The organism is Bradyrhizobium daqingense, assembly GCF_021044685.1.
GTDB classification, from domain to species: Bacteria; Pseudomonadota; Alphaproteobacteria; order Rhizobiales; family Xanthobacteraceae; genus Bradyrhizobium; species Bradyrhizobium daqingense.
On the sequence record NZ_CP088014.1, the window covers coordinates 7,194,114 to 7,213,936 of the forward strand.

Below are 19,823 nucleotides of genomic sequence, written 5' to 3' on the forward strand. Positions count from 1 at the left end.
GGTCGCCCGGTTGGCGAAGACCGCAACAGGACCCACGGATCTCCACGATCATTGCCATGGCCGAGCATCGATCTCCACGCTAGGCACGCTCGCCTTCAGACCATTGCGGCGTAGTTTTTTAGCGAAGCTTTCGAGCGAAACCCTGTCTACCCGGTCTAGAGAGCTTAGAAGACGTGCGCGCTCGGCCAAATTCACGCTCTCGAAATTCGTCACGGCCTCTTCGACAAAATTGCTGTCGATCAATGCAGCGAACTCGGAAACAACTTTATCCATGGTTGTCTCTGCCAAGATCGGAAAGACCGCAAGCCCCACTCTGTTGCGCCTTAGCGCGATCCAGCCCTCGAAAGGCGCGATGATATAGGATTGATCAAGATATCTGATCTTATGAGAATCAAGTCCGTTGCGGCTAATCGCCGTTGAGTAAAGCATCAACCAAAGAAAAGAATCTGTTGGGTTCACGGAAAGCGAAAACTCAATCTTCTCTTCGGCGGTTTTCACCTCCCGGTCCACCTCGTCAGGGGGCTTTTTCCCTGTGGCTTCCTCAGCCGCACGTAGTAGAATAAGGGCTTCTCCGCGCACGGACTCGCTTTGCTCAACCTTCAACTTTGGCCGATCCGCAACCTGTGCTGCCATCTTGCTGATGGCACCCGGCTTCAATCGATCATCCGACAGTATGCGCGCGCTTACGTCGCGGACTGCCGCAGCAGACCGTATTGATGGCAGGGCAAGATAGAACCAAAGAATACTGGCAAAACCGAGCAACAACAGAGGCACGCGCGCCAGCCTCGCTTCGTAATTGCTCCTAATCCGTGTATCCATAACGGCCGTAGTACTTGTCGTAGCGGCCATAGTGGGATTCGTACCGCGCGAGCACATTGATATCCGCCTTGTTCAGCACAACCCCGAGCAGCTTCTCTTGAATTACGGGTGCACCGCGTAGATTGTGCATGATGACGTCAATGTTCGTCTTGGCCCACTCAATAACGTATACGTAGGAATCGACGTACGACGCAGTGACGCGCACATCAACCACAGGCGCCATCGGCGGCATGTCCAGCACTACATAGTCAAACTTCGAGCGTAACAGCGCAACCAGGTCGCGCATTGCCTTGGAAGCGAGGATCTCGTTGGTGTGCAGAAGCTTTGAGGTAACGCCGGCGGGGAGAACGGAAAGCCGCGTTTCGGGATCTACTATCAAGGCATCCTCTAGCCGCACTTTTTGCGCCACGACGTCTACGAGACCGCACTTCGCGTCCGGCACGAGCGAGCGAGACAGCGAGGGATTGCGCAGATCGGAGTCGACCAAAATCACGCGCGAGCCCCCATGCGCCATCAACTGTGCCAAATTGGTCGATAGCGTGCTCTTGCCTTCGTCCGGCAGTGTGGACGTGATCGCCAGCACGCGATTCTCGCGCACGATCGAGTTCAGGTCCACGGCCACTTTGAGGGACCGCACGGCCTCCGCGAAACGGGATAGCGGATTTTCGACAACATAGCGCAACAGATTCGGCTGCAAATCCTTTTTGCTGAATTTGCCAGAGAGTGTTGACTGCCCAGCTTCATCGCCCAATGCGGGCAAAATAGCGATGCAATTCGCGCCGAGCGAAGCCTCCACCTGGCCTGCGGTCCGGAACACCTTATCCGTAAGCTCGCGCGCGATCGCGGCGCCAAGACTGAGGATCAAGCCTCCAAGCAGTGCCGCAGCCAGAACGATCAACGTCTTGGGCGAACTCTTCACCAGCGGGGTCGTTGCTGCGCTGATGACGCGCGCCTCCGTGATCGGGAATGATTGCTGCTGCACGCTCTCCATGTAGCGCTGCAGGAAATTGTCGTACATCGCCTGGTACGACTGAGCATTGCTTTCCAATTCGCGCAATTGAATCTGCGCTTGATTGGTAAGCTGCGATTCCGACACGAGACTGTTGAGGCTGGATTTGATGGCATCCTCACGGGTGAGCGCGATATCGTAGTCGCTCTTGTAGGATTCTTGGATGCGCTTGAGCTCGTCTGTGATGTTCCTTTTAATCTCCGCCATTTGCTTGCGGAGATTGACCGCGGCAAGGTGATCCGAACCATACTTGGCGGACCAGATTGCCTCCTTAGAAGCCATGTCGACATACTGGCCCCTGAGCTTGACAATGGTCTCATTCCTCAGGGCGTCGGCCACGGAAGCGTCCGGAATCTCTTGCTTCAGCATGTCGTTCATGCGATCGAGCCGCGCCTTGGCTTCGGCGGTTGCCGTATGTGCAGAGATGAGCTGGGTGTTGACCTCCGTCAGCTGCTGCTGGTTCATCAAGCCCTTGCCCGTATCGACAATGTTGTTGGCGGTCTTGAAGTCAACCACGGCCCTCTGAGCGGTCGAGGCTTGGGTGCGCAGCTCCCTGATGCGGTCCTGTAACCAGACGCTGGCACGGCGCGTTGCCTGATATTTTGCCTCCAGCTGGTCGACGATGTAGGCATCCGCGATGGCATTGGCGATCCTCGCGGCCTTCTGCGGATCGTGAGAAGTGAAGCCGATCTCCATCACGTAGGACAGACCAACGCGCTTCACGGTCCGGTTGCTCGCAAAGCGCTGCAGCGCTCCACGCGTCAACTCGTACTCCGATGCAACATGGCTGCCGGAAAAGAGCCCAGATATCGAACCGATGACTGCACCAAGAAGCCCACCATTGCCGCCGGCGAACTCGGGATCGTCAATCAGATGCAGATCGCGAATGACGGTGAGGCTGATATTTTCAGACTTAAGGATCTCGACCTGTGTCTCGACCGTAGCAGAGTCGACAGCGACATCTCCGAACGCCGACTGCGACTGAAATAGCTGCACCTTGCGGGTATCGATGACTATCGACGCGGTGGAGCTGTACCGCGGAGCAGCCGTGAAAAGATAGAGCAGCGCCACGATCAGGCAGCTCAGGATAATCGTCAGTATGGTCGGGAGCTGACGCCTCACCATTCCGACCAGTGTGCTCAGCGTCTGGGGCGACGGATCCTCGGCGTCACCAATCGCACGGTTGAACTCGGAAGACGGCTGATTTAGCTGCAGCATGGGTCAGATTCCAAAGCCAATCCTTGCCGACTCCGGATCGTCTGTCGGCAAAAGTCTTGCTGTAAGCCAGGGCGTTAGGTCTGCGACATCGAACGCAATTGGCTCTAACATGCCACCACCTGCAAAATGAACCCGGTGGATCACGGGATCGCCGCAAGACGAGAAAAAGAAACGGAGCTCAACGACCAAAACAAAACAGCGCCGATTGAGCGCTGTTTTGCTTTTCGGACATCGCCGGCAGAGCTCCGTTGTCTACAGCGAGGTAGAGACGGTAGCTCGAGGCGCCATCGATCAAGGACTTACTGACTGGCCAACGGTCGAGGTGCTGGTCGAGCCGGTATAGCTTGTTGTCGTATTCGGGTAATGCAGGCCGCCAAACGGGGAAGCAGTCCCACTCAATCCGCCCGACACAAAGCCGCTGTTACTGGTCGGCCCGCCTGCACCCGTGCCACCGCCGCCGCCACCGCCGCCGGTCGCCGCGATTTGGACGTCGCCGGTTGCGGCCTGGTAGGCAGCGATTACGTCCGGATTTCCCGTCCCTGCGATCGCGGCCTGGATTTCGCTGGCGAACGCCTGGTCCTGCTGTGCCGCCATGCGTGCAAGCTGCGCGAGCCCAGCCACAATTGCCCGCATCTGATCCTTCGTCGTCGTGGGATCCTTTAGGAGAGCGATCAAGGCCGGCACGGTGGACGGATCGGAGGCTCCGAGATCGCGTACTCGCGAGATCATCGGGGCGCCGCCCGCAGCAAACTGCTGCAGCAGGCTCGCAGGCGAGGCTTTGAAGTCAGAGATGGTCTGAGCTGCAAGCTGCCGGCTCGGCGGGTAAATCGCTGCGTTCGCTGCGGTGACAACCGTGATGGCAAATAGCGCGGTAAGAACCCTCCGAAGCGCGAATTTGTAGACGCTCATGGACACCCCCTGAAATGAGCCGTTCCGAAACATAGTTAACGAACCATTGTTAAACTGACCGTGTGAACCTATCGAAACAACCGCTAGCTGTCCACCAAATCCGATATCTTCGTTAAAGCCCTAAGTTCTTCAAACACGGAAGGTTTTTGGATTGTTGGAGCAGAGGCTCGGTCAATCGGGAAACCTCGTACCGGGTTGATCCAACTCGATCATTGGCGACCTGCTTTCTTCCCCTCTTGCCGGCCAGCTCCGGAAGGATTGCGCCAAACCCACGCCAAACAGAGCAAAAAATGGGATCGAATAGCCGGGGATTTGCAGCGTGAAGTCCAGTGACGAATGCAGCAGTGACAGACTGGCGGTCGCAGCTGCCGCAAGTGGAATGATGACGTCTCTCCGCCGAGTGAAAATCCCTCGTGCCAAGACGACGAACATGACGCTCCAAGCGAGCCCGACGAGGAGCGTCAGCGGGATTCCAACTTCGGAGGTGAGTTCGAGTGGGGTCGAATGCGCACGGTCCCAGACGCCATAAATGGAAATATGAGGACTCCGATAGGGCGGAAAGGCCCATCGGAAGGTGCCCATCCCCGTCCCGAACCACGAGTTGTTGCCGATGATCTTCAGGGTGGATCTCCAGGCTTCTACCCGTCCCTCGTCAGCGAGCCCCTGCAAATCAAACCGATTGCTCACCCGCCCGCCAAGCAAGTAGATCAGGCCAAGCGCCACCGCCGTACTCGCCGCAAGAGAGCTTAAGATGCCCGTGCGGCGCGGCAGATCTCTCCGCAAAAACAATGTGACGGCGACGATCATGGCAAGGAGCGAGAGCCCAACGCCCGCTCGCGAACCGGTCATAAACATCGCGATCAAGCAGATCATCAACGCCGAGACCTTCGGCAGCATCTCGCGCGTAGGAATGTCAGAAACGTAGCGCCAGACGCGCTTCCAGATGAGCCTGCGCTCCGGCAAGCGCCGCCGGACATCCTCCAGAATCAGCAGCATCCAGATCACCGCGCAGGAGCCAAAATAGGCCGCCGCCGTGTTGCGGTTGATGAAGGTGCCGGTGACGCTGCCGAGATAGGCCGTCTTGTCCCGCCACAAGATCATGGTCGGCTCGATCAGGAACGAGGCGACGCCGTAGAGCGCGTAGGCCGCGCCGGAGATCGCGATCACCCACAAGAGCCGGCGCGCGCGCATCCGATCGGCACCGACGGTGATGCCGAGCACGATGGCGAGGATGTTGGCGAGCGGCGCGCCGAGCGCGAAGAACGCCTCGTTCTTGACGATCGATGCCGACGGGGCGATCGGCACGCCGAGCAGGTCCGACGCCTGCTTCCAGATCGGCTGGAACGGCGCCACCCAAGGATGGTCGGACAGCTGCTCATGCAGCACGAAGGCGTAAGCGGCGACGATCACGCCGATCCCGGCCAGCAGCCACAGATGCGGCGTGCGCAGATCGCGCGTCGGCGCGAAGATCACCGCGATCCCGAGACACAGGCACCAGAACGCGATCGACAGATCGTTGGTCGAGCCGAACGGAAACGGCGCACTGGCGGCCACGAAGAACAGGATGAAGGCCGCGGGCAAGCTCCACGACCAGCGGATTGTGGGAGGCCAAAGGCGCATCGGCGTTTTGCGAGCTTGCTCGAGCTTAGAGGAAGCAATCGATCGGATAAATCTTCAGATCCACGTTGAGGCGGCTGTTCCGGGTCTGCGCCCGGAACGCATAGAATACCCCAAAGCTATCACTCCCGGGACCGAGTTTTATTCCGGGGGTCAATTCGTCGGGCGGGACCAGAAGGCCGATATGCCGGTTGATGGCGGAAATCTCGATCCGCCCCCCGCCGTCCGCAAAATGCCCGCTGAGCTGGGTCACGGTGACCTTCGGCAGGCCGCGGCGCTGATGGCACACATCCTCCTCCCAGAGCTTGGTCTGTTGCACCAGCGGCTTGCCCGGGCCATCGGGGACGACGATATCGGGGAAAGACGGACGCAGCATCCCGAAGAACTTGCTCTCCTTGGAGTTCGCCGACAGGCGGACGGTGAAGGCCAGCTCGGCCTTGGCTCCCTTGAGGCGCGACAGGATCGGAGCGTCAGGCTCGGCGGAGATCATCACGTCGATGCGATGGCGCACGCCGAGCTCTGCGGAAGCGCCGAGAGCCGTCCCGGCCTGCGCGACGGTGAACGGGACGAGAGCCAGAAGACGCCAAAATGTTCGAAAGCGCATGAAGCCCCTTGCAACAGAACAGGGTGACGGACGACGGGCCCGCTCTGCTGCTCAGGACGCCTCGATCCGAACTTGCCCGCCGTCCGAGACAATACCGATTCGTCCGCTGAACGAAAATGGCACCGGGACAAAGCCCGGTGCCATCGTCTTTGGTCGATCAAGTCGGGCCTTACGGCGCCAGCTTGACGTTGTTGCGGAAGATCAGCGCGTTGTTCGACAGATTCACCGCATCGTTGCCGGTCGCCATGATCACACGGAGGTAGTTCAGGAACTTGGCGACTTCGACGTTGCGCGAGTTCGAGACGTAGATGATGTCCTGGTTCTTCATCATGACCTTTGTCGCAAGGAAGAAGCCACCGGGATCGCGGAAGTTCACGTTGAAGATGACCGGGATCGTGTCCGAGGTGTACTTGCTCACGTCGATGCCGAGCTGGGCCGCGACGTCGCGCGGCTCGCGCCGGTAGAGATACACGGCAGCGGGATCGGCCTGACCGTCCAGGAGACCACCGGCTTTGCCGACAGCTTCGCCGAGGTTGATGCGCCAGGCATCGAAGTTGAACTCGCCGCTCTGGCCGCTGGCGCCGAACGCCAGGAACTTCTGCTGCTCGCGATAGACGTAAATGCTGTCGTCGGGACGTACATAAACGTTGTTCTCGGGCGCCATCACGAGATTTTCGAACGGCACGGTCGCCCGACGTCCGCCACGCTCCAGCATGACCCAGGTCTCGAAGCCCTGGCCCTTGATGCCGCCGGCCCGGGTGATCGCATCGAGCACGCGGTCCTTGGCGCCCGCCGCGCTCGCCGGATAACGCGCTGGCGAATTGACCTCGCCGAGCACGCTGATGAGCTGGGTGCGCTGCGAGGACATCGCAACGACCGCCTGCGGCTCGATCGCGCGGTTGCCGATCTTTTCGATGATCGAGCGCTGGATCTGAACCGCCGTCAGGCCCGCGGCTTTGACTTGGCCGGCATAGGGCACCGTGATGAAGCCGTCATTGTCCACCGCCTGGTCCGGGATGGTCACGAAGTTACCCGGACGGACGCCGGCTTCCGCCGGGATGAACAGACCACCTGCTGCGGCTTCGAAGATGGTGACGCTGACGACGTCGCCGATACCGAACACGATGCTGGCGGGCGGACGGCGGTCGGTGAACACGCCAGCGAGCCCCTTCGGCTCGTGGGTGTGCAGGATCTTCACGGTCGCCGGATTGAGCGGCACCAGCTCGTAGGCCGGCGCGTTTTCGGTCTGGATCTTGTTGTTGACGTCGTCCGTCAGTGGACCCGAGCCGGGATTGGTCGAGCAGGCCCCGAGCGCCAAGACGGCGGCCAGAAACGCAAACTGCAAAGCATAGGTCTTGGCAATGGATGACATGAATCGTGCCCGAGGGTCCCCAATTGACATAAATTGGTACGGCCTAGGGGGTGGTGCGACAAGTGTTCCGGGTGGTTAACGGAGCGATCAGTTGGCCAGTGTGGCGTGCAGGCCACTGTTTGGGGCTTGGTTTAACCCTTTGTGACCATTTGTGGTATTTCGTGTGCCCGGTCGGAGAGCAAACGGCCCGACTCAAGGGCGCAGTGTGTCGAGCGCGAGGCTTCTTGACCTGGCTGCGGTCTGCTAAGGCTGAGTAGGCCCCCCGTGACTGGCCTCCTTCTGATCCCGCTTTTGGCAGGTTCCCTCCTTGGCGCCGCTGATCGCCCATGGGGTCCTGCCTCTCCCTGCACCAGCAGCACCGGTTTCTCATGTCAGGAAGCGCCGATCGTTGCGGCGGCGACCTCCGCCCCCTCCTCCGTCTGGAAATTCACCCGGACGCAAGGGACCAAGGACGGTGAAAGCTTTGCTGCGATCATGAAGACGGCTGACACGACCCAGTCCGACCCGGACTTCGCGGGCCTGATCGTCCGCTGCGCCCCGAAGGGCAAGGTCGACGTGCTGGTGGCCCTGATCCGGCCCTTTCCGCCGCGGAGCCGCCCGAAGGTGACCATTGCCGCGAGCGGCGGCACCTTGACCTTTGATGCTGGCATGGCGGCCGCGGGCGCCGCCGTGCTTTTGCCCGACGAGGTCTCGGCCTTTGCCGCCGGAAAGTGGCAGACGACGCCCTCCCTGTCCGTGGTGATCAGGGAAGGCGACACCGAGATCAAGGGAATGGTGGCCCTCAATGGGCTACGGGAGGCCTATCATTCGCTGCTGGCAAATTGCGGCCAATAGGCCAAATTTAGCCATACGACTTAAGGGTCTTTTTAGGCGGGAAACCTAGGGTCCGGAGCACGGAGAGTGTTTCGAATGACCGCCTTTTTGATTTTCAGCTTTCTCACAGGTGCCGTGCTCGGCCAGCGCTTTCGCGTGTTCGTGCTCCTGCCGGTGACATTCGCCCTGGTGCTCACCATGCTGCCCGTCAGCATGATGACCAGCCTTGGCTTCCTTGAAGGCATGAAGGCAGCGGCGTTCGCAGCCATCGCTCTCCAGGGCGGTTACCTGTTCGGTTCGGGGGCGCGCTTTGCCCTTGCCGCCGCACGCGCCACCCGCGTGTTCGATCGACCGGTGAAGGCCACCCGCTGATTGCGGCGCAGGCCTCTGGTTGAAAACCACACGCCCGCTTGTATGGTGACCTGACCCGTTTCAGGATTCCGCATCGAGCGCGCCGTTTGTCCCTCGCTTATTTTGCCCTCATCGTTTCGATCGTCTCCGCTTCCGCTCTCGAAATCGCCGGCGCCAAGTTCGGTGCGCAGCTGGGGTCGATGGCCGCAGCGCTAGGCTTGCTGGCGGCTGCCTCGAGCACGCGCAAGGCCGACTACGAGCACTATGTCCGCGCGACCTCCTGGGGCCGCTGGATCCTGATCGCCATTCCGCTGTGCATCGCCGCTCAACTCGCCCCGCTTCCGCTGAGCTGGGCGCATCCGATCTGGGCCAGTGCCCACGACGTCCTCGGCGGCTTCTCGCTCGGGCCGATCACCGCCGATATCGGCTTGACGGTGGACGCGCTGGTATTGGTGCTCGCAGCGATCTCATTGCTCGGCGTCGCCATCCTGGTGGTCCGCAACCGCAGCCGTGCCGAGCTGGTTCTCTTCGTGCTGAGCGGAGTAACGGCGGCCGCCGCCTTGATCTTGGACTTGCATCGGCTCTCGCCGGGGCTTGCTGCAGCCGCGCCCTCTGAGCTCACGACGACCTTGGCCGGCCTCGGCCTCATGCTCAATCTGGCGGTCATGCAGCTCGCGGCTGAGCGGGCCGAAACGCATCACTCGGTCCTCCGCTCCGTCGTGATCGGTCTTTGCGGTCTCGTCGGGGCCCTGGCCTGCGCAATCGCGATCTTCGGGTTGTCCGGAACGAACAGCGCGGTCGCAGCAAGCTTCGGCGTCGTGCTGATCCTGCTGATCCTCGTCATCCGCAGGCTGGATCTGTCACCATTGGCCGCGACCGCCTTGTCGGTCGCAGCCCTGATCGGCGCGGGCATCGTCCTGATCTTCCTCTTCGAGAAAAATTCAGGGCCAATTCTCCTGCGGCTCGTCCCGGAGATGGGGACCGACACCAAGGCCGCGTTCGAGCGCATGTTGGCCGATACGCGCTGGTTCGGCGCCGGCGCCGGGACTTTTGCTGCAGTCGGCAGAATCTATCAGAACGATGCCGGAGCCCTCTTGAGCGCCCCCTCAGCGGCGACAGCGATCTTTGCGGGAATGGGATGGATCGGTTTCGCTGCTATGATGGCGGTGAGCCTGATCGCCCTGGTCCGCCTGTTCTTCGGCGCCTTGCAGCGCGGCCGCGACTCGTTCTTTCCCGCGGCGGCCGCCGCCTGTGTTCTCTTTGCGCTCGTCCAGAGCTTCGCAGGTCCCGGATTGCTGCGCCCGGCATCCATCCTGTGCCTGTCGGTGATCGTGGGCCTCGGGCTGTCGCAGAGCGTCAGCCAATCCGGGTCACGATAGAGCGCGGGTGATCAGACCGCGCGGTCGCCGAGCGAGGCCCAGTAGTTCGGGTTCTTGGGCGACTGGATGCGGACCCAGCGATAGGGTTTCTTCGACCACGGCATGATGTGGCCGGAGAGATTGTCCAGCACGAGATCGCCGGAGAAGGTCCGCACCACCACGACGAGATGATGCTCGCCCCAGGTGGTCACGACCTCGCTGAGCAGCACCGAGCGCGCCGGAAAGCCCTTGGCGATCAAATCGTGGCGTTTTGTCACGGCGTAATCGTTGCAATCGCCGCTGGTCGGGTGCAGCAGCCATTTCTCGCCACGCAGCCCTTCCAGATTGGCCTCGGGGCGGATCGCGGTGTTGACGCGCTGGTTGACCTCCTGCATCTGCGCCATGCGCTCGGCCGTCAGCTTCAGACGGCCGCCTCGAAACACGATCTGCTGCGGACGCGGTTTGCACTCGTCCTTGTACTTCAGGCAGAAGATGGTGAACGCCATCGGCGCCAGCGTCGGCTGGTCGAACTTGATGTAGTGGATGGCGCCGCGCAGCCCCATGGGTGCGCCGACGAAGGCGGCTTCCGCCTTCTGCTGCACCCCCGCAGCAACCACGATTGCGGCCGCAGCCGCCAGGAACTTTACCACTTTGCGCATGTCGCGCTCCCCATTCTTGTTGGGGGAGACGCTACGCGAGACCTCTTGAAATACGGCTCAAAGGCCACGCGATGCTTTAATCAAAATGCGGGCTCATCGGTCGGAAACAATTAAGAATACCGATGCATGACTTGTTCTGCTAAGAGCGGTCACGACGTTCCGCTCGTGACGCTGGATACGATTCGACCGACCTGATGGGCCTTTCCTCCCGCTTTCGAAAGAAGACCAAGCCTCGGCTCCCCGACGGCGTTCGCGTCTATGCGATTGGCGACGTGCATGGCCGCGCCGATCTGCTTCAATCGCTGTTAACCGTGATCGACGCCGACCTCGCCCGTTCGGCTCCCCAACGCGCCATTCAGGTCTTCCTGGGCGACTATGTCGACCGCGGGCCGGACTCACGCGCCGTTCTTGATCTCTTGATCGCGCGCTCGAAATCGCACGAGACCGTCTGCCTGAAGGGCAACCACGAGGTCTTCCTGCTCGAGGTGCTCAAGGACCCCGCCCGCCTGCAGGAGTGGCGCCACTATGGCGGCCTCCTGACGCTGGTCTCCTACGGCATCACGCCGACGATGAACCCGTCCGCGGAGCAGCAGGTCGAACTGATCGAGGGACTGAGACGCGCATTGCCGCCGGAGCATCTCGCCTTCCTCCAGCAATTGCCCTCGTCCTTTGCCTGCGGCGACTTCTTCTTCGTCCATGCCGGCGTCAAGCCGGGCGTCCCGCTCGATCGCCAGAAGGACGAGGATCTGCTCTGGATCCGCGAGGAATTCCTCGCCTCCGAGGAGCGCTTCGGCAAATATATCGTGCACGGTCATACCCCGGTCAGCGCGCCCGACATCCGGGCGAACCGCATCAACATCGACACCGGTGCATATGCGACCGGCAACTTGACGCTCTTGACGATACAAGGCGATAGTCTTCTCGCAATTTGAAAGCTTAGGCCGAACTTCGGTGATCCCGCTCCGCGTCATCGGCATCTTGACCGCAATCGTGCTGGCGCTTCACGCCGGCATCGCGTTCTATGGCGATCTGTTACGACCGAACTTTCGCGCCAGCGATTTGTTCTCGGGCGAGATTCCGCCCGAGAAGGCGAAGCTGGCTGCCGCAGGTGGTTTGGCGTCCGTGTCATGGGATGGCGAGCTGCTGGCGAATTACGCGGCAGCGACGGCTGCTGACGTCCTCCACCGCCCTTCGACCGAAGCGGCCGGCAAAGCCAGGGAGAACAAGGCGGCCCAAAGCGCGGTCGTCACCGCCTTGAAGGTCTCACCAATCAGGCCCGCGCTATGGCTGACGCTCGGCACGCTGCAGGCCCAGGCTGGCGAGGCAGTCACGCCTGCGGTGAAGATGTCTTACCTGACCGGCGCGGTGCCGATCGACGTCGCGCTCTCGCGCGTCCGGACCGTGACCTCGAGCGCGGCTGCAAGCGACGAAGAGATCAAGCTCCTCGCGCAATCCGATATCCGGTCGGCACTGGCCAATCGTTCGCGTTACGAGCCTCTGCTGGTCGCAGCCTATGTGCAGGCAAATCCGCAAGGCAAGTCCCTGCTGCTGGAGACCACGAAGGTCACCGATCCCAAATTCAACGAGATCTTGCGGCGGTATTAGCTCAGCGCAGGGATTTCGGGTTGACCGGCACGAAGTCCTGATCGCGGCGCGGCTGGTCGGATCGTCCCTGGTAGACGAACATGCCCTTCTTGGTCGTAACGATGTCGCCGCGTTGCAGGCTGTCGTCGCGCAGGAGACGTTCGGTTGCGACGACGTCCGGATCTTCCGGAGCGGGCTTGTAGAGCTCCGGATGCGCGCGGCGCTCGCGCGCGGCTTCTTTGGCCCGGCGCCGTGCCTCCTCAATGCGCTGCCGCCATTCATCGCGCGAGACTTCCGGCTCGCTCGGTGGAAGATAGTCGTTCACCGAGGGCTCCGGTTCGCTCTGAGCCAAACACTGGAGCGGACAGGCAACATAGATGGCAAAGCCCACGGCGACGGCCACGATCGCCCTGACCGGTGCGCACCCTGGGATGCGATCTGAGACGTAGATGCGGCGAACGGATTGCACTCCGATAACTCCAATGAGGCCGACAGCAGTCAGAGGCCACGACAAGTTCAACCCATGAGGTTGCCGATTGCAACAAGTGCAAGACGGTTGATCGATGGGCAAGCCGTTTGGCGGGCGGCGGCTGACGGCCGGGCAGCATATCCGGACACCTGACCCGGAGCCTTCGGGGACCTCCAACCAGAATCGAAAAACAACCCCATGCACAGTAGGCGGCGCCAGCCAAATCAATGGGTTACTAATTTCCGAAATTCAGTTTGATCCGTCGGGCAAAACAGAGGTAGGATGGCACGGTTCGGAGGAAGGCGCCGGGATGATCGAGCGGCCTCGGGTCCGCGTCAGATGATCGCTACCTCGAACAACTCCGTTCTAAGACCTCGTTAGCTCATTGCTGCTACCTTCGGCGTCCGCTCGTGGAGTCGCCGAGAATGCGTGCAAGACCGGTATTGCTGGTCGGCGTTGCGATCGCGGCTTCCGCCATGTCCGGCCTCGCGGCGCAGGCGAGCCCCCTCTGCATCAAGGAACGAACGCCGTTCGCCTTGTCGGACGATACGGTGAAATGGACCATGGCAATTGCTCCTGGAGCCGATTGCATCCAGGGACTGCGTTGGTCGTACATGCAGATCTTCAACGTATCGGTCGTGAGCGGACCATCGCGGGGACAATTGGCGGTGGTGGGGTCTGGCTTTCGTTATTCGGCAGAAAACCATCCCCCAAGCCCGGATAAGTTTACGCTGCTGATCTCAGGCAAGAACCGACACGACTTAGGAACGTCGACCTTGGAGGTCGAAGTCAACCCGCAATAGAGCACGCCTGACCGCGGACGAAACGCGATGAGACCAGGATAAGTTCGCCGCTGCGCGGAGCATGCTCCAATGCAGCATGCTCTAGGGCGCGTACTCATAAACTTCATGGATGTCCGCTTCACTCCGACCGACCGGGTTTGTGCAACTGCAGCAAATGTCGCGATGGGCCAAGAGGCGACATCGACTAAGATTGCGAACGGAGGGCGCACCTAGTTGCGCGCGCTCCCGCGGCACTTAAAGGCCGCCTTATCATCTTCTAGCAATTCGATTGCGCATCGGATCATCGCCAAGCTAAGCGCGTCCATTTCCGGTGCTATCAACCTGCGGAACTGTTCAATTTCGTTGTTTATCTGGTCGCAATTTTTGCACATGTGCATCCCGCGGCTTCCAGGCGGGAGCAACCAGCTCTCAGTCACCGATAGTAGCCTAGGGATCCGAAAAGGTGATTAAGTTTAAAGCTATTCTCCCAGCGGCGTTCCTAGAAAGCCAAAGGAATCGGGATCAGCCCCTTGACGGTGCGTGCAATGGCTTTCCAGCTCAAGAAAAACGCCGCCCGCTTAAATAAAAGCGCAGGCGGCGGATTACCGGCCTCGGGAGGGTGAGAGTAAAATCCCGATAAAGGTTGGTCTTCTCGTGGCATGCTGAAGTTCATCAGGTCGGACAAAAGCGAGGCCTAAATTCAAGATGGCGGCTGTAGTCCCGGCGAGGTCAGCCACTTGTTGACCTCTCCGGCAGCATCGATCTGCCTGGCCTTTCGCAGAAGCTCCGTGCGGCGGACGCCAGCGGGCATCCCCTTCGCCTGTAGGCGGAGGTTGATCGCCTCCTGCGCGAGGCGGTATTCGAATGTCAAGGATGGTCCTGGGGACCGTTGAGTCGGCATGTTTGACGCTCCGCTTGGGGTTGAGCGGGAGCGCATTTTGCGTTCACGCCACCGATAGATGCTGAGGGCCGCTCGGTGGTAGTGAGACAGTGCGCCTTTATTTGCTCGATAGCGAGCGCTTTGTTTCGATTTTGGCGGGAACTATCTGCAAGCTGCTTGACGTCACTGACTGGCTGACTGCTCTCGCTTCAAGCTGGGCGCGATTACTATTGTCGCCTCGAAACCGATCTAACCTCAGCAACCACGGCAAATATTCTTTAACTTCGCTGAGGTGCGGGCTTCTTCTGCAAGGAAAGGGTCCTTTTCGACCGACAATGAGTCGGTACTGGTCCCTGAGGGCTTCCTCGCTTTTGGAGGAAAGGCTGCGTCGTAACAGGAGAGGCGCGCGCTCGTGCTTTCGATTGAACGGCAGTTCGGCTCCGCTGCCAAGGCCGCCGGTGCTGCACCGAACATTGATGCAAGGAAAAGCGCGGCGTTCCACGTACCTGTTCTAGCCATTGTCATGCTGACCGTCCTTTCTATTTGATTCCTGATCGAGAGGATTTGCCGGCCCATGTTCCGAAAGGGGGCTAGGACGACTGCACTCCATTGCCGAGTGTCAGGCCTTTGCTACTTCTTCTTTGCGGGCCCGAAATCCGGCTGCCAAACGGCTTCCTTTCGGCTCGGCGCCGCCGCGATCACCTTGGCCTTTTCCTTCTTCGGCTTCTTGGCTTCGCGATTGCCGCGTTGCTGGCCCTTCGCCATGTCACTCTCCTTTGGTGGTTTGAGTTCGTCGAGCTCATTCGACTCCAGCACCCGTCCGCGCGGGGTGCAGACCCTGACGTCCATGTAACCTTCGCGCAGCAGCTTCCTTGCGAGCCGCAGCGCGACTATCGCACTGCCGCGGCCGAGATTGGAGCTCCCGTATTCGTTGGTCCCGCTGACCAAATAGGGCACTCGGGTTCCTCTAGCCATTGAGGATGGCGGCTCCGCACACGAGAAGCAGTAAAAAAAACGGAACGATGACCGGCGGTACGATCCATTCCGAGATGCGAACACGCGACATCGAATGCTCCTGCGGGGCCTTCGGCGGGAGCACACATGACCCTCAGTCACCGGTCGAAGCCGTTGAGATGTGCGGTGATGGCATGGAGCCTAAGCCTGTGCCGAGCCAATAGCGAGCGTTAAATGCGGCGCGGGCGACGGCTCCACTGTGACATCTTCGTCTACCAGCGGGTCCCGATAGTGCTGGCTATTACGGCGCGAAGGGCGCATGGTCGCGACAGCAAGCATCGGTTGGGGCTTCACTTGCGAAAGGCAGGCGTGCATGACCATCCGCTCGCGGCGAGAGACCGTCCACTTCAAGCGTCCGTTCCGCATCCGCGGCATCGAGCGCCTGTTGCCGGCCGGCGCCTACGAGGTCGTCACAGACGAGGAGTCGATCGAGGGCCTGACCTTCTCGGCCTATCGCCGCGTTGGCACGATGATCACCGTGCCCGCCGGAGGCGTTTGCGGCGTCACGGAGATGCTGTCGATCGGCTCGGTCGATCTTGCGAACGCGCAAGCTGCGGACGCGAGCGCCGCCAATGACTGACCACACGGTCGATCTCGACAAGCACCGCGGCATGGCCGCTCAGAAGGCGACCGATTTTGCGCCGCGCGCTGGCCGAGGTCGCGAACAATGTCAGGGAGCTGCGGGAGCGCGAGTCCGATCTCGAAAGCCACCTGATGACGGGTGCCCGCCACCTCATGGCCTGAGGCGGCGGTAAGGCGCGCTATCTGCTCAACCTTTACGTTGCGAGCCTACCCTCCGAGGACACGCGCCACCGCGCCCTGGTATCGGCGCTGTTCGATGATTTCATCCGGCTCAGCGGAGAGGGCCGAGGCAAATAACACAGAATGGAGTGCGGTGGCGTTGACCAATGATTGCTTGTCAGACACGAGCATGCCGGATCATCGTCCGATTCTCGATGCGTGACAGAGCCAAAGAGATTCCTTGCACGACATCGACCTCTCCGGTGCACTGCCTCCTGCCACTTCGCGCGACCTAATGCACCGTCTGAGCAGCAGCTTCGTCGATGGCCGCCATCAGGTCCGGCATTGCGGATTGGTGAATCATATGGCCGACTCCGGCGATGCGGCGCAGTTTACTCTGCTTGATCTCTCCATGAAGCCTGGCCGATTGCTCATTGATGTCAATCAGGCGATCCTCTTCGCCCGAGATGATGATCGTAGGCATCTCAAGTTCGCTATAGGTCTTTGCAGCCGAGAAGGCACCGGGGACCATCAAAGCTGCTTCTGCGGCGCTGGCACGCATCTGTCCCGGTCGCAGGGCCATCTCTCTGGGGAAGCCAGCAAACTTCTCAGGCGCTGACCGCGGGCCAAACAGGTTCTTCAACATCGCAGGCCACATCAACCGACCGAGGATCGGTGAGGCGGTGTGGCTGATGATGTCGCCGAGCCCCGGCATCGCGGGCACCAACGAGGCCGCTGCATCGCTTCGGGCTGTGGGGAAATAGTATCCCGAGGCGAGCACCAAGGCCTCAACCAAAGACGGGTGGCGGATCGCGAGCGCCACCGCGACGGACGCTCCCCACGAATGCCCGAGCACGATCGCGCGGTGGACACTCAACCGATCGAGTGCAACCTTGAACAAATCTGCTTGTGCTTCCGCAGTCCAAGCGACGTTCCGGGGGCGGAGGCTGTGTCCGAAGCCAGGCCGGTCGAACACGATCACCCGGTAATTTTCAGCCGCGCGATCAATCAGGCCACTGGACTGGAAATCCTGGATCATGCTGCCGTTGCCATGGAAGAGAACGAGAGGCCGACCATTGCCCCGTTCAACATAGTGCAGCTGCACGCCATTGACCTCGATAAATCGCCCTTGTGGAGGATTGTCGCGCTGCGCCTTCTTTGCAAGCTGCCGGTTGATGAGCGCGGCGCCCGCCATGAGAGTAGCTGCGCCAGCAACAGTGGCAAGCGCAGGGTGTCGCTGGAGGGCGACGAGACAGTTGGACAGGAACCTGGGAAAACGAGCGTGCGGGACGGTCATTGGCAGTACCTCGCTGGGTCTGCACGATGCCTCAGGCATGAGAAATGTTGCAGGTGAAGTGAACGGACGAGGCCCCTACTTCGTTCCTTTGTCAACACCGCCGTGAGGTCACGTCCAACGTTCAGATCCGAGAGACCAGTTGAAACCAGCGATCTGGCGCTTCATCCTCACAGCGATATATACCTGCTACTGGCGTCGTGCCCGGGGCATCTGAATGGGCCGACCGAGACGCCAGCGCGGCTGCCGTCAGGAGTTGCCGTTGATCACCCTAGAGATTCAGCATACGACGACTTACCGCTTCAACGAGCCGGTGAGCCTTCTTCCTCATCGCCTTATGCTTCGTCCGCGCGAAAGCCGAGATGTTCGGCTGCTATCCAGCCGAATCTCGACTGCGCCTGATGCAGTCCTGAGCTGGGCCAGCGATGTGTTCGGGAATGCAGTCACAACCGCAACGTTTTCCAGGAAAGCCAGCACTTTGGTAATTTCCAGCGTGGCAAACCTTCAGCTCGCCTCGGTTGAATGGCCGATTTTCGACATCGCAGTCTCGGCAACATCCTACCCCTTCCTCTATTCTGATCATGATTGGGGCGATCTTGGCGCTTTGGCCACTCCGCAGTTCGCCGATGCAGAAGGGACTTTGCGACACTGGGCACACATGTTTGTTCGCGGAAGCAAGACTGACACATTGGCGCTGCTTAAAGACCTGAGCGTCGGGGTCTCAGAGGCGGCTCGATATCAGAGCCGTGAGGAAGAAGGGACCCAAACGCCACTAGAGACCTTGAGCCGTGGCTGGGGTTCATGCCGGGATCTGGCGGTGTTGTTCGCCGAGGCGGCCCGCGTGTTGGGTTTCGGAGCGAGGATCGTTTCCGGCTATCTGTACAACCCGAACCAGCAAAGTGCGGGGTCCGGCGGAGCAGGGTCAACGCATGCGTGGGCCGAGATTTTCGTACCGGGAGCGGGCTGGATTACGTTTGACCCAACGAACCGCAGCTTAGGCGGCTTCAATTTGGTTCCCATCGCGGTGGCTCGCGACATCCGACAGATTGCGCCCGTGTCGGGCAGCTACATCGCCAGCACCGATGCCTTCGCTGGTATGTCGGTTGAGGTTCTGGTCACGTCATAGCTCGCGATCGAGCAACTTCTTGGTCGAAAGCCAATTGTATTAGGGCAGCTGAGTGTGCGCTGTCGTCGGGCAGATCGCCCCCGGTGCCATCGTGCTGGAGCAAGGTTCGGTCTGCCACTCCCCTGAGGAATGGGACAACAGACGAGCAGCTGCCTTTTCGAACATCGCAAGACAAGACGCCTGCTAACCTGGATTGGATTGCCGTATGATCAAGTTTCCAAATCAAAGCCGCGCATATGACCGGACGAGACGCGCGGTGCATTTTTGGGGCTCGGACAGTGCGATCGAGGCATCATTCTTCATTGAGGAAGACGCCCTGAAGCGACTTCAGCCGGGCGCCTGTCACGAAGCGGATTTCCTGAATGCGTTCGACCGCCATCGTGATGTGATCTGCGCCACAGCCGCAAAGGTCTATGTGCGCGGCAGCAGGGGCTCTTATGATCTGGTCGCCAGCCAATTCTCAAAAGTGGTCTGATGAACAATAAGCCAACCGTGGCCCGGGTTCCGCAAGTTGAATCAATGGCTAACTTTAAAATCACACTGGCACGCATCGAGATGATTTCGCCGAATGAGCGAGGCGAGGACATGGGTTTGACGTTTCGATTTGACCGCGATCAAACCAGTTTTACCTTACCCATCTTCCTCAACTCTCGCGAGTTTGACGACACCGAGATGGTAAAGGTCGCCCGAAGCAAGCTGCACGACGCTTTCAAGCAGCTCTATAGTCAATGCGAAGACTGGCAATTGTCGGATGATGAGCGTCGAGAGCTCGCACGGCTCAACGTGCGGCCGAACACGCTTGTCCCATGAGCTCACCCACGTTCCGCTCAAACGCTCTTCGTTGATGTGCAATGAGAAGCGCGTTTCGAGTTCAGCCGAAGGAGTTTTATCCGTATTAGGCTTCGCCGCCCGAGCCAGAGGGGGTCGGCACAAGGTCATCCGCCTAAGTAGCTAGTCGAACCGATACTCTAACGGTCGCACAGCCAATCGGGCCTTCGTCCGATGAAACCGTCAAAGTGAGTTCTTCGGTGATGTTCTTTTGGTCGCACATGAAAGGCGTTGTCCGCTGCTCTGTGCCCCCTTCTTCGTAGTCGGCTATGGGTGATTTTCGACGGTTTCAGCGGATACTGTCGGCTGGCTGATGTCCGCTTCTACCCCGTAAGTGTCCAACCGGGGCCTGCCCAGAAGCGTTGCGTCTGGCCAG

The 19,823-nt window shown here is 60.3% G+C and carries 21 protein-coding genes and 1 pseudogene; 12 read left to right on the forward strand and 10 right to left on the reverse strand.

Annotated features, from left to right (window positions below; genetic code table 11):
- Window positions 1-48: 48 nt before the first annotated feature.
- The 6 genes from LPJ38_RS34305 to LPJ38_RS34330 all read right to left on the reverse strand — a co-directional run bounded on the left by LPJ38_RS34305 (window position 49) and on the right by LPJ38_RS34330 (window position 7,548).
- A complete protein-coding gene (locus LPJ38_RS34305) occupies window positions 49-774 on the reverse strand; it encodes a hypothetical protein (protein WP_145637890.1) in 726 nt (241 codons plus the stop codon).
- A 28-nt stretch (window positions 775-802) separates the two neighbouring features.
- Window positions 803-3,046, reverse strand: a complete 2,244-nt coding sequence (locus LPJ38_RS34310; RefSeq protein ID WP_145637892.1) for a polysaccharide biosynthesis tyrosine autokinase — start codon at window positions 3,044-3,046, stop codon at window positions 803-805.
- Between the two features lie 291 nt (window positions 3,047-3,337).
- The gene (locus LPJ38_RS34315; RefSeq protein WP_231088491.1) at window positions 3,338-3,955 is read right to left on the reverse strand and encodes a hypothetical protein; all 618 of its coding nucleotides are present in this window, start codon (window positions 3,953-3,955) and stop codon (window positions 3,338-3,340) included.
- 171 nt (window positions 3,956-4,126) lie between these two features.
- Window positions 4,127-5,428 carry an O-antigen ligase family protein gene (locus LPJ38_RS34320; RefSeq protein WP_231088492.1) on the reverse strand — a complete coding sequence of 434 codons (1,302 nt, stop codon included), beginning with the start codon at window positions 5,426-5,428 and terminating at the stop codon, window positions 4,127-4,129.
- 172 nt (window positions 5,429-5,600) lie between these two features.
- On the reverse strand, window positions 5,601-6,176 hold the full coding sequence (locus LPJ38_RS34325; protein ID WP_167520574.1) for a hypothetical protein: 576 nt from the start codon (window positions 6,174-6,176) through the stop codon (window positions 5,601-5,603).
- Between the two features lie 169 nt (window positions 6,177-6,345).
- Complete coding sequence (locus tag LPJ38_RS34330) at window positions 6,346-7,548, reverse strand: polysaccharide biosynthesis/export family protein (protein WP_145637896.1); 1,203 nt, start codon at window positions 7,546-7,548, stop codon at window positions 6,346-6,348.
- A 474-nt stretch (window positions 7,549-8,022) separates the two neighbouring features.
- Here LPJ38_RS34330 and LPJ38_RS34335 point away from each other — a divergent pair, with 474 nt between their 5' ends.
- The 3 genes from LPJ38_RS34335 to LPJ38_RS34345 all read left to right on the forward strand — a co-directional run bounded on the left by LPJ38_RS34335 (window position 8,023) and on the right by LPJ38_RS34345 (window position 10,091).
- Entirely contained in the window at window positions 8,023-8,382 is a 360-nt protein-coding gene (locus tag LPJ38_RS34335; protein ID WP_231088493.1) for a hypothetical protein, read from the forward strand.
- A 75-nt stretch (window positions 8,383-8,457) separates the two neighbouring features.
- Window positions 8,458-8,733, forward strand: coding sequence for a hypothetical protein (locus tag LPJ38_RS34340; protein WP_145637899.1), 276 nt, complete (start codon window positions 8,458-8,460; stop codon window positions 8,731-8,733).
- An 86-nt stretch (window positions 8,734-8,819) separates the two neighbouring features.
- Entirely contained in the window at window positions 8,820-10,091 is a 1,272-nt protein-coding gene (locus LPJ38_RS34345; protein ID WP_145637901.1) for a hypothetical protein, read from the forward strand.
- 11 nt (window positions 10,092-10,102) lie between these two features.
- Here the strand turns inward: LPJ38_RS34345 and LPJ38_RS34350 are convergent, their stop codons facing one another.
- Window positions 10,103-10,729: a transglutaminase-like cysteine peptidase gene (locus LPJ38_RS34350; protein ID WP_145637902.1), complete on the reverse strand. Its 627-nt coding sequence runs from the start codon at window positions 10,727-10,729 to the stop codon at window positions 10,103-10,105.
- Between the two features lie 194 nt (window positions 10,730-10,923).
- On the opposite strand from LPJ38_RS34350, the gene LPJ38_RS34355 reads away from it, so the two are divergent.
- Window positions 10,924-11,661: a metallophosphoesterase family protein gene (locus LPJ38_RS34355; protein WP_145637904.1), complete on the forward strand. Its 738-nt coding sequence runs from the start codon at window positions 10,924-10,926 to the stop codon at window positions 11,659-11,661.
- Window positions 11,662-11,680: 19 nt separating this feature from the next.
- The gene (locus LPJ38_RS34360; protein ID WP_145637906.1) at window positions 11,681-12,334 is read left to right on the forward strand and encodes a hypothetical protein; all 654 of its coding nucleotides are present in this window, start codon (window positions 11,681-11,683) and stop codon (window positions 12,332-12,334) included.
- 1 nt (window position 12,335) lies between these two features.
- Here the strand turns inward: LPJ38_RS34360 and LPJ38_RS34365 are convergent, their stop codons facing one another.
- Complete coding sequence (locus LPJ38_RS34365) at window positions 12,336-12,638, reverse strand: hypothetical protein (protein ID WP_231088494.1); 303 nt, start codon at window positions 12,636-12,638, stop codon at window positions 12,336-12,338.
- A gap of 569 nt (window positions 12,639-13,207) precedes the next feature.
- Between LPJ38_RS34365 and LPJ38_RS34370 the strand changes: the two genes are divergently transcribed.
- Entirely contained in the window at window positions 13,208-13,585 is a 378-nt protein-coding gene (locus tag LPJ38_RS34370; RefSeq protein WP_145637908.1) for a hypothetical protein, read from the forward strand.
- 1,271 nt (window positions 13,586-14,856) lie between these two features.
- Window positions 14,857-14,991 carry a hypothetical protein gene (locus tag LPJ38_RS38035; protein ID WP_283811482.1) on the forward strand — a complete coding sequence of 45 codons (135 nt, stop codon included), beginning with the start codon at window positions 14,857-14,859 and terminating at the stop codon, window positions 14,989-14,991.
- A gap of 83 nt (window positions 14,992-15,074) precedes the next feature.
- Here the strand turns inward: LPJ38_RS38035 and LPJ38_RS34375 are convergent, their stop codons facing one another.
- Entirely contained in the window at window positions 15,075-15,401 is a 327-nt protein-coding gene (locus LPJ38_RS34375; RefSeq protein ID WP_208750578.1) for a hypothetical protein, read from the reverse strand.
- A 370-nt stretch (window positions 15,402-15,771) separates the two neighbouring features.
- On the opposite strand from LPJ38_RS34375, the gene LPJ38_RS34380 reads away from it, so the two are divergent.
- On the forward strand, window positions 15,772-16,038 hold the full coding sequence (locus LPJ38_RS34380; protein ID WP_145637913.1) for a hypothetical protein: 267 nt from the start codon (window positions 15,772-15,774) through the stop codon (window positions 16,036-16,038).
- Window positions 16,031-16,337: pseudogene (locus tag LPJ38_RS34385) on the forward strand (hypothetical protein). The gene LPJ38_RS34380 and the pseudogene LPJ38_RS34385 overlap by 8 nt, the downstream one beginning before the upstream one ends.
- Window positions 16,338-16,491: 154 nt before the next feature.
- On the opposite strand, the gene LPJ38_RS34390 reads toward LPJ38_RS34385, so the two are convergent.
- Complete coding sequence (locus LPJ38_RS34390; RefSeq protein WP_231088495.1) at window positions 16,492-17,496, reverse strand: alpha/beta fold hydrolase; 1,005 nt, start codon at window positions 17,494-17,496, stop codon at window positions 16,492-16,494.
- Between the two features lie 259 nt (window positions 17,497-17,755).
- On the opposite strand from LPJ38_RS34390, the gene LPJ38_RS34395 reads away from it, so the two are divergent.
- The 3 genes from LPJ38_RS34395 (at window position 17,756) to LPJ38_RS34405 (ending at window position 19,429) form a co-directional block, all read left to right on the forward strand.
- Entirely contained in the window at window positions 17,756-18,619 is an 864-nt protein-coding gene (locus LPJ38_RS34395) for a transglutaminase family protein (RefSeq protein WP_145637916.1), read from the forward strand.
- Between the two features lie 205 nt (window positions 18,620-18,824).
- The gene (locus LPJ38_RS34400) at window positions 18,825-19,094 is read left to right on the forward strand and encodes a DUF1488 family protein (protein ID WP_145637922.1); all 270 of its coding nucleotides are present in this window, start codon (window positions 18,825-18,827) and stop codon (window positions 19,092-19,094) included.
- On the forward strand, window positions 19,094-19,429 hold the full coding sequence (locus LPJ38_RS34405) for a hypothetical protein (RefSeq protein ID WP_231088496.1): 336 nt from the start codon (window positions 19,094-19,096) through the stop codon (window positions 19,427-19,429). The genes LPJ38_RS34400 and LPJ38_RS34405 overlap by 1 nt, the downstream gene beginning before the upstream one ends.
- The last annotated feature ends 394 nt before the right edge of the window (window positions 19,430-19,823 follow it).

Coding starts and splice junctions, on each gene's coding strand:
- LPJ38_RS34380 (WP_145637913.1), top strand. CDS start 15,772: ATGACCATCCGCTCGCGGCGAGAGACCGTCCACTTCAAGCGTCCGTTC.
- LPJ38_RS34330 (WP_145637896.1), bottom strand. CDS start 7,548: ATGTCATCCATTGCCAAGACCTATGCTTTGCAGTTTGCGTTTCTGGCC.
- LPJ38_RS34370 (WP_145637908.1), top strand. CDS start 13,208: ATGCGTGCAAGACCGGTATTGCTGGTCGGCGTTGCGATCGCGGCTTCC.
- LPJ38_RS34310 (WP_145637892.1), bottom strand. CDS start 3,046: ATGCTGCAGCTAAATCAGCCGTCTTCCGAGTTCAACCGTGCGATTGGT.
- LPJ38_RS34390 (WP_231088495.1), bottom strand. CDS start 17,496: ATGACCGTCCCGCACGCTCGTTTTCCCAGGTTCCTGTCCAACTGTCTC.
- LPJ38_RS34340 (WP_145637899.1), top strand. CDS start 8,458: ATGACCGCCTTTTTGATTTTCAGCTTTCTCACAGGTGCCGTGCTCGGC.
- LPJ38_RS34350 (WP_145637902.1), bottom strand. CDS start 10,729: ATGCGCAAAGTGGTAAAGTTCCTGGCGGCTGCGGCCGCAATCGTGGTT.
- LPJ38_RS34405 (WP_231088496.1), top strand. CDS start 19,094: ATGAACAATAAGCCAACCGTGGCCCGGGTTCCGCAAGTTGAATCAATG.
- LPJ38_RS34325 (WP_167520574.1), bottom strand. CDS start 6,176: ATGCGCTTTCGAACATTTTGGCGTCTTCTGGCTCTCGTCCCGTTCACC.
- LPJ38_RS34315 (WP_231088491.1), bottom strand. CDS start 3,955: ATGAGCGTCTACAAATTCGCGCTTCGGAGGGTTCTTACCGCGCTATTT.
- LPJ38_RS34400 (WP_145637922.1), top strand. CDS start 18,825: ATGATCAAGTTTCCAAATCAAAGCCGCGCATATGACCGGACGAGACGC.
- LPJ38_RS34335 (WP_231088493.1), top strand. CDS start 8,023: ATGAAGACGGCTGACACGACCCAGTCCGACCCGGACTTCGCGGGCCTG.
- LPJ38_RS34355 (WP_145637904.1), top strand. CDS start 10,924: ATGGGCCTTTCCTCCCGCTTTCGAAAGAAGACCAAGCCTCGGCTCCCC.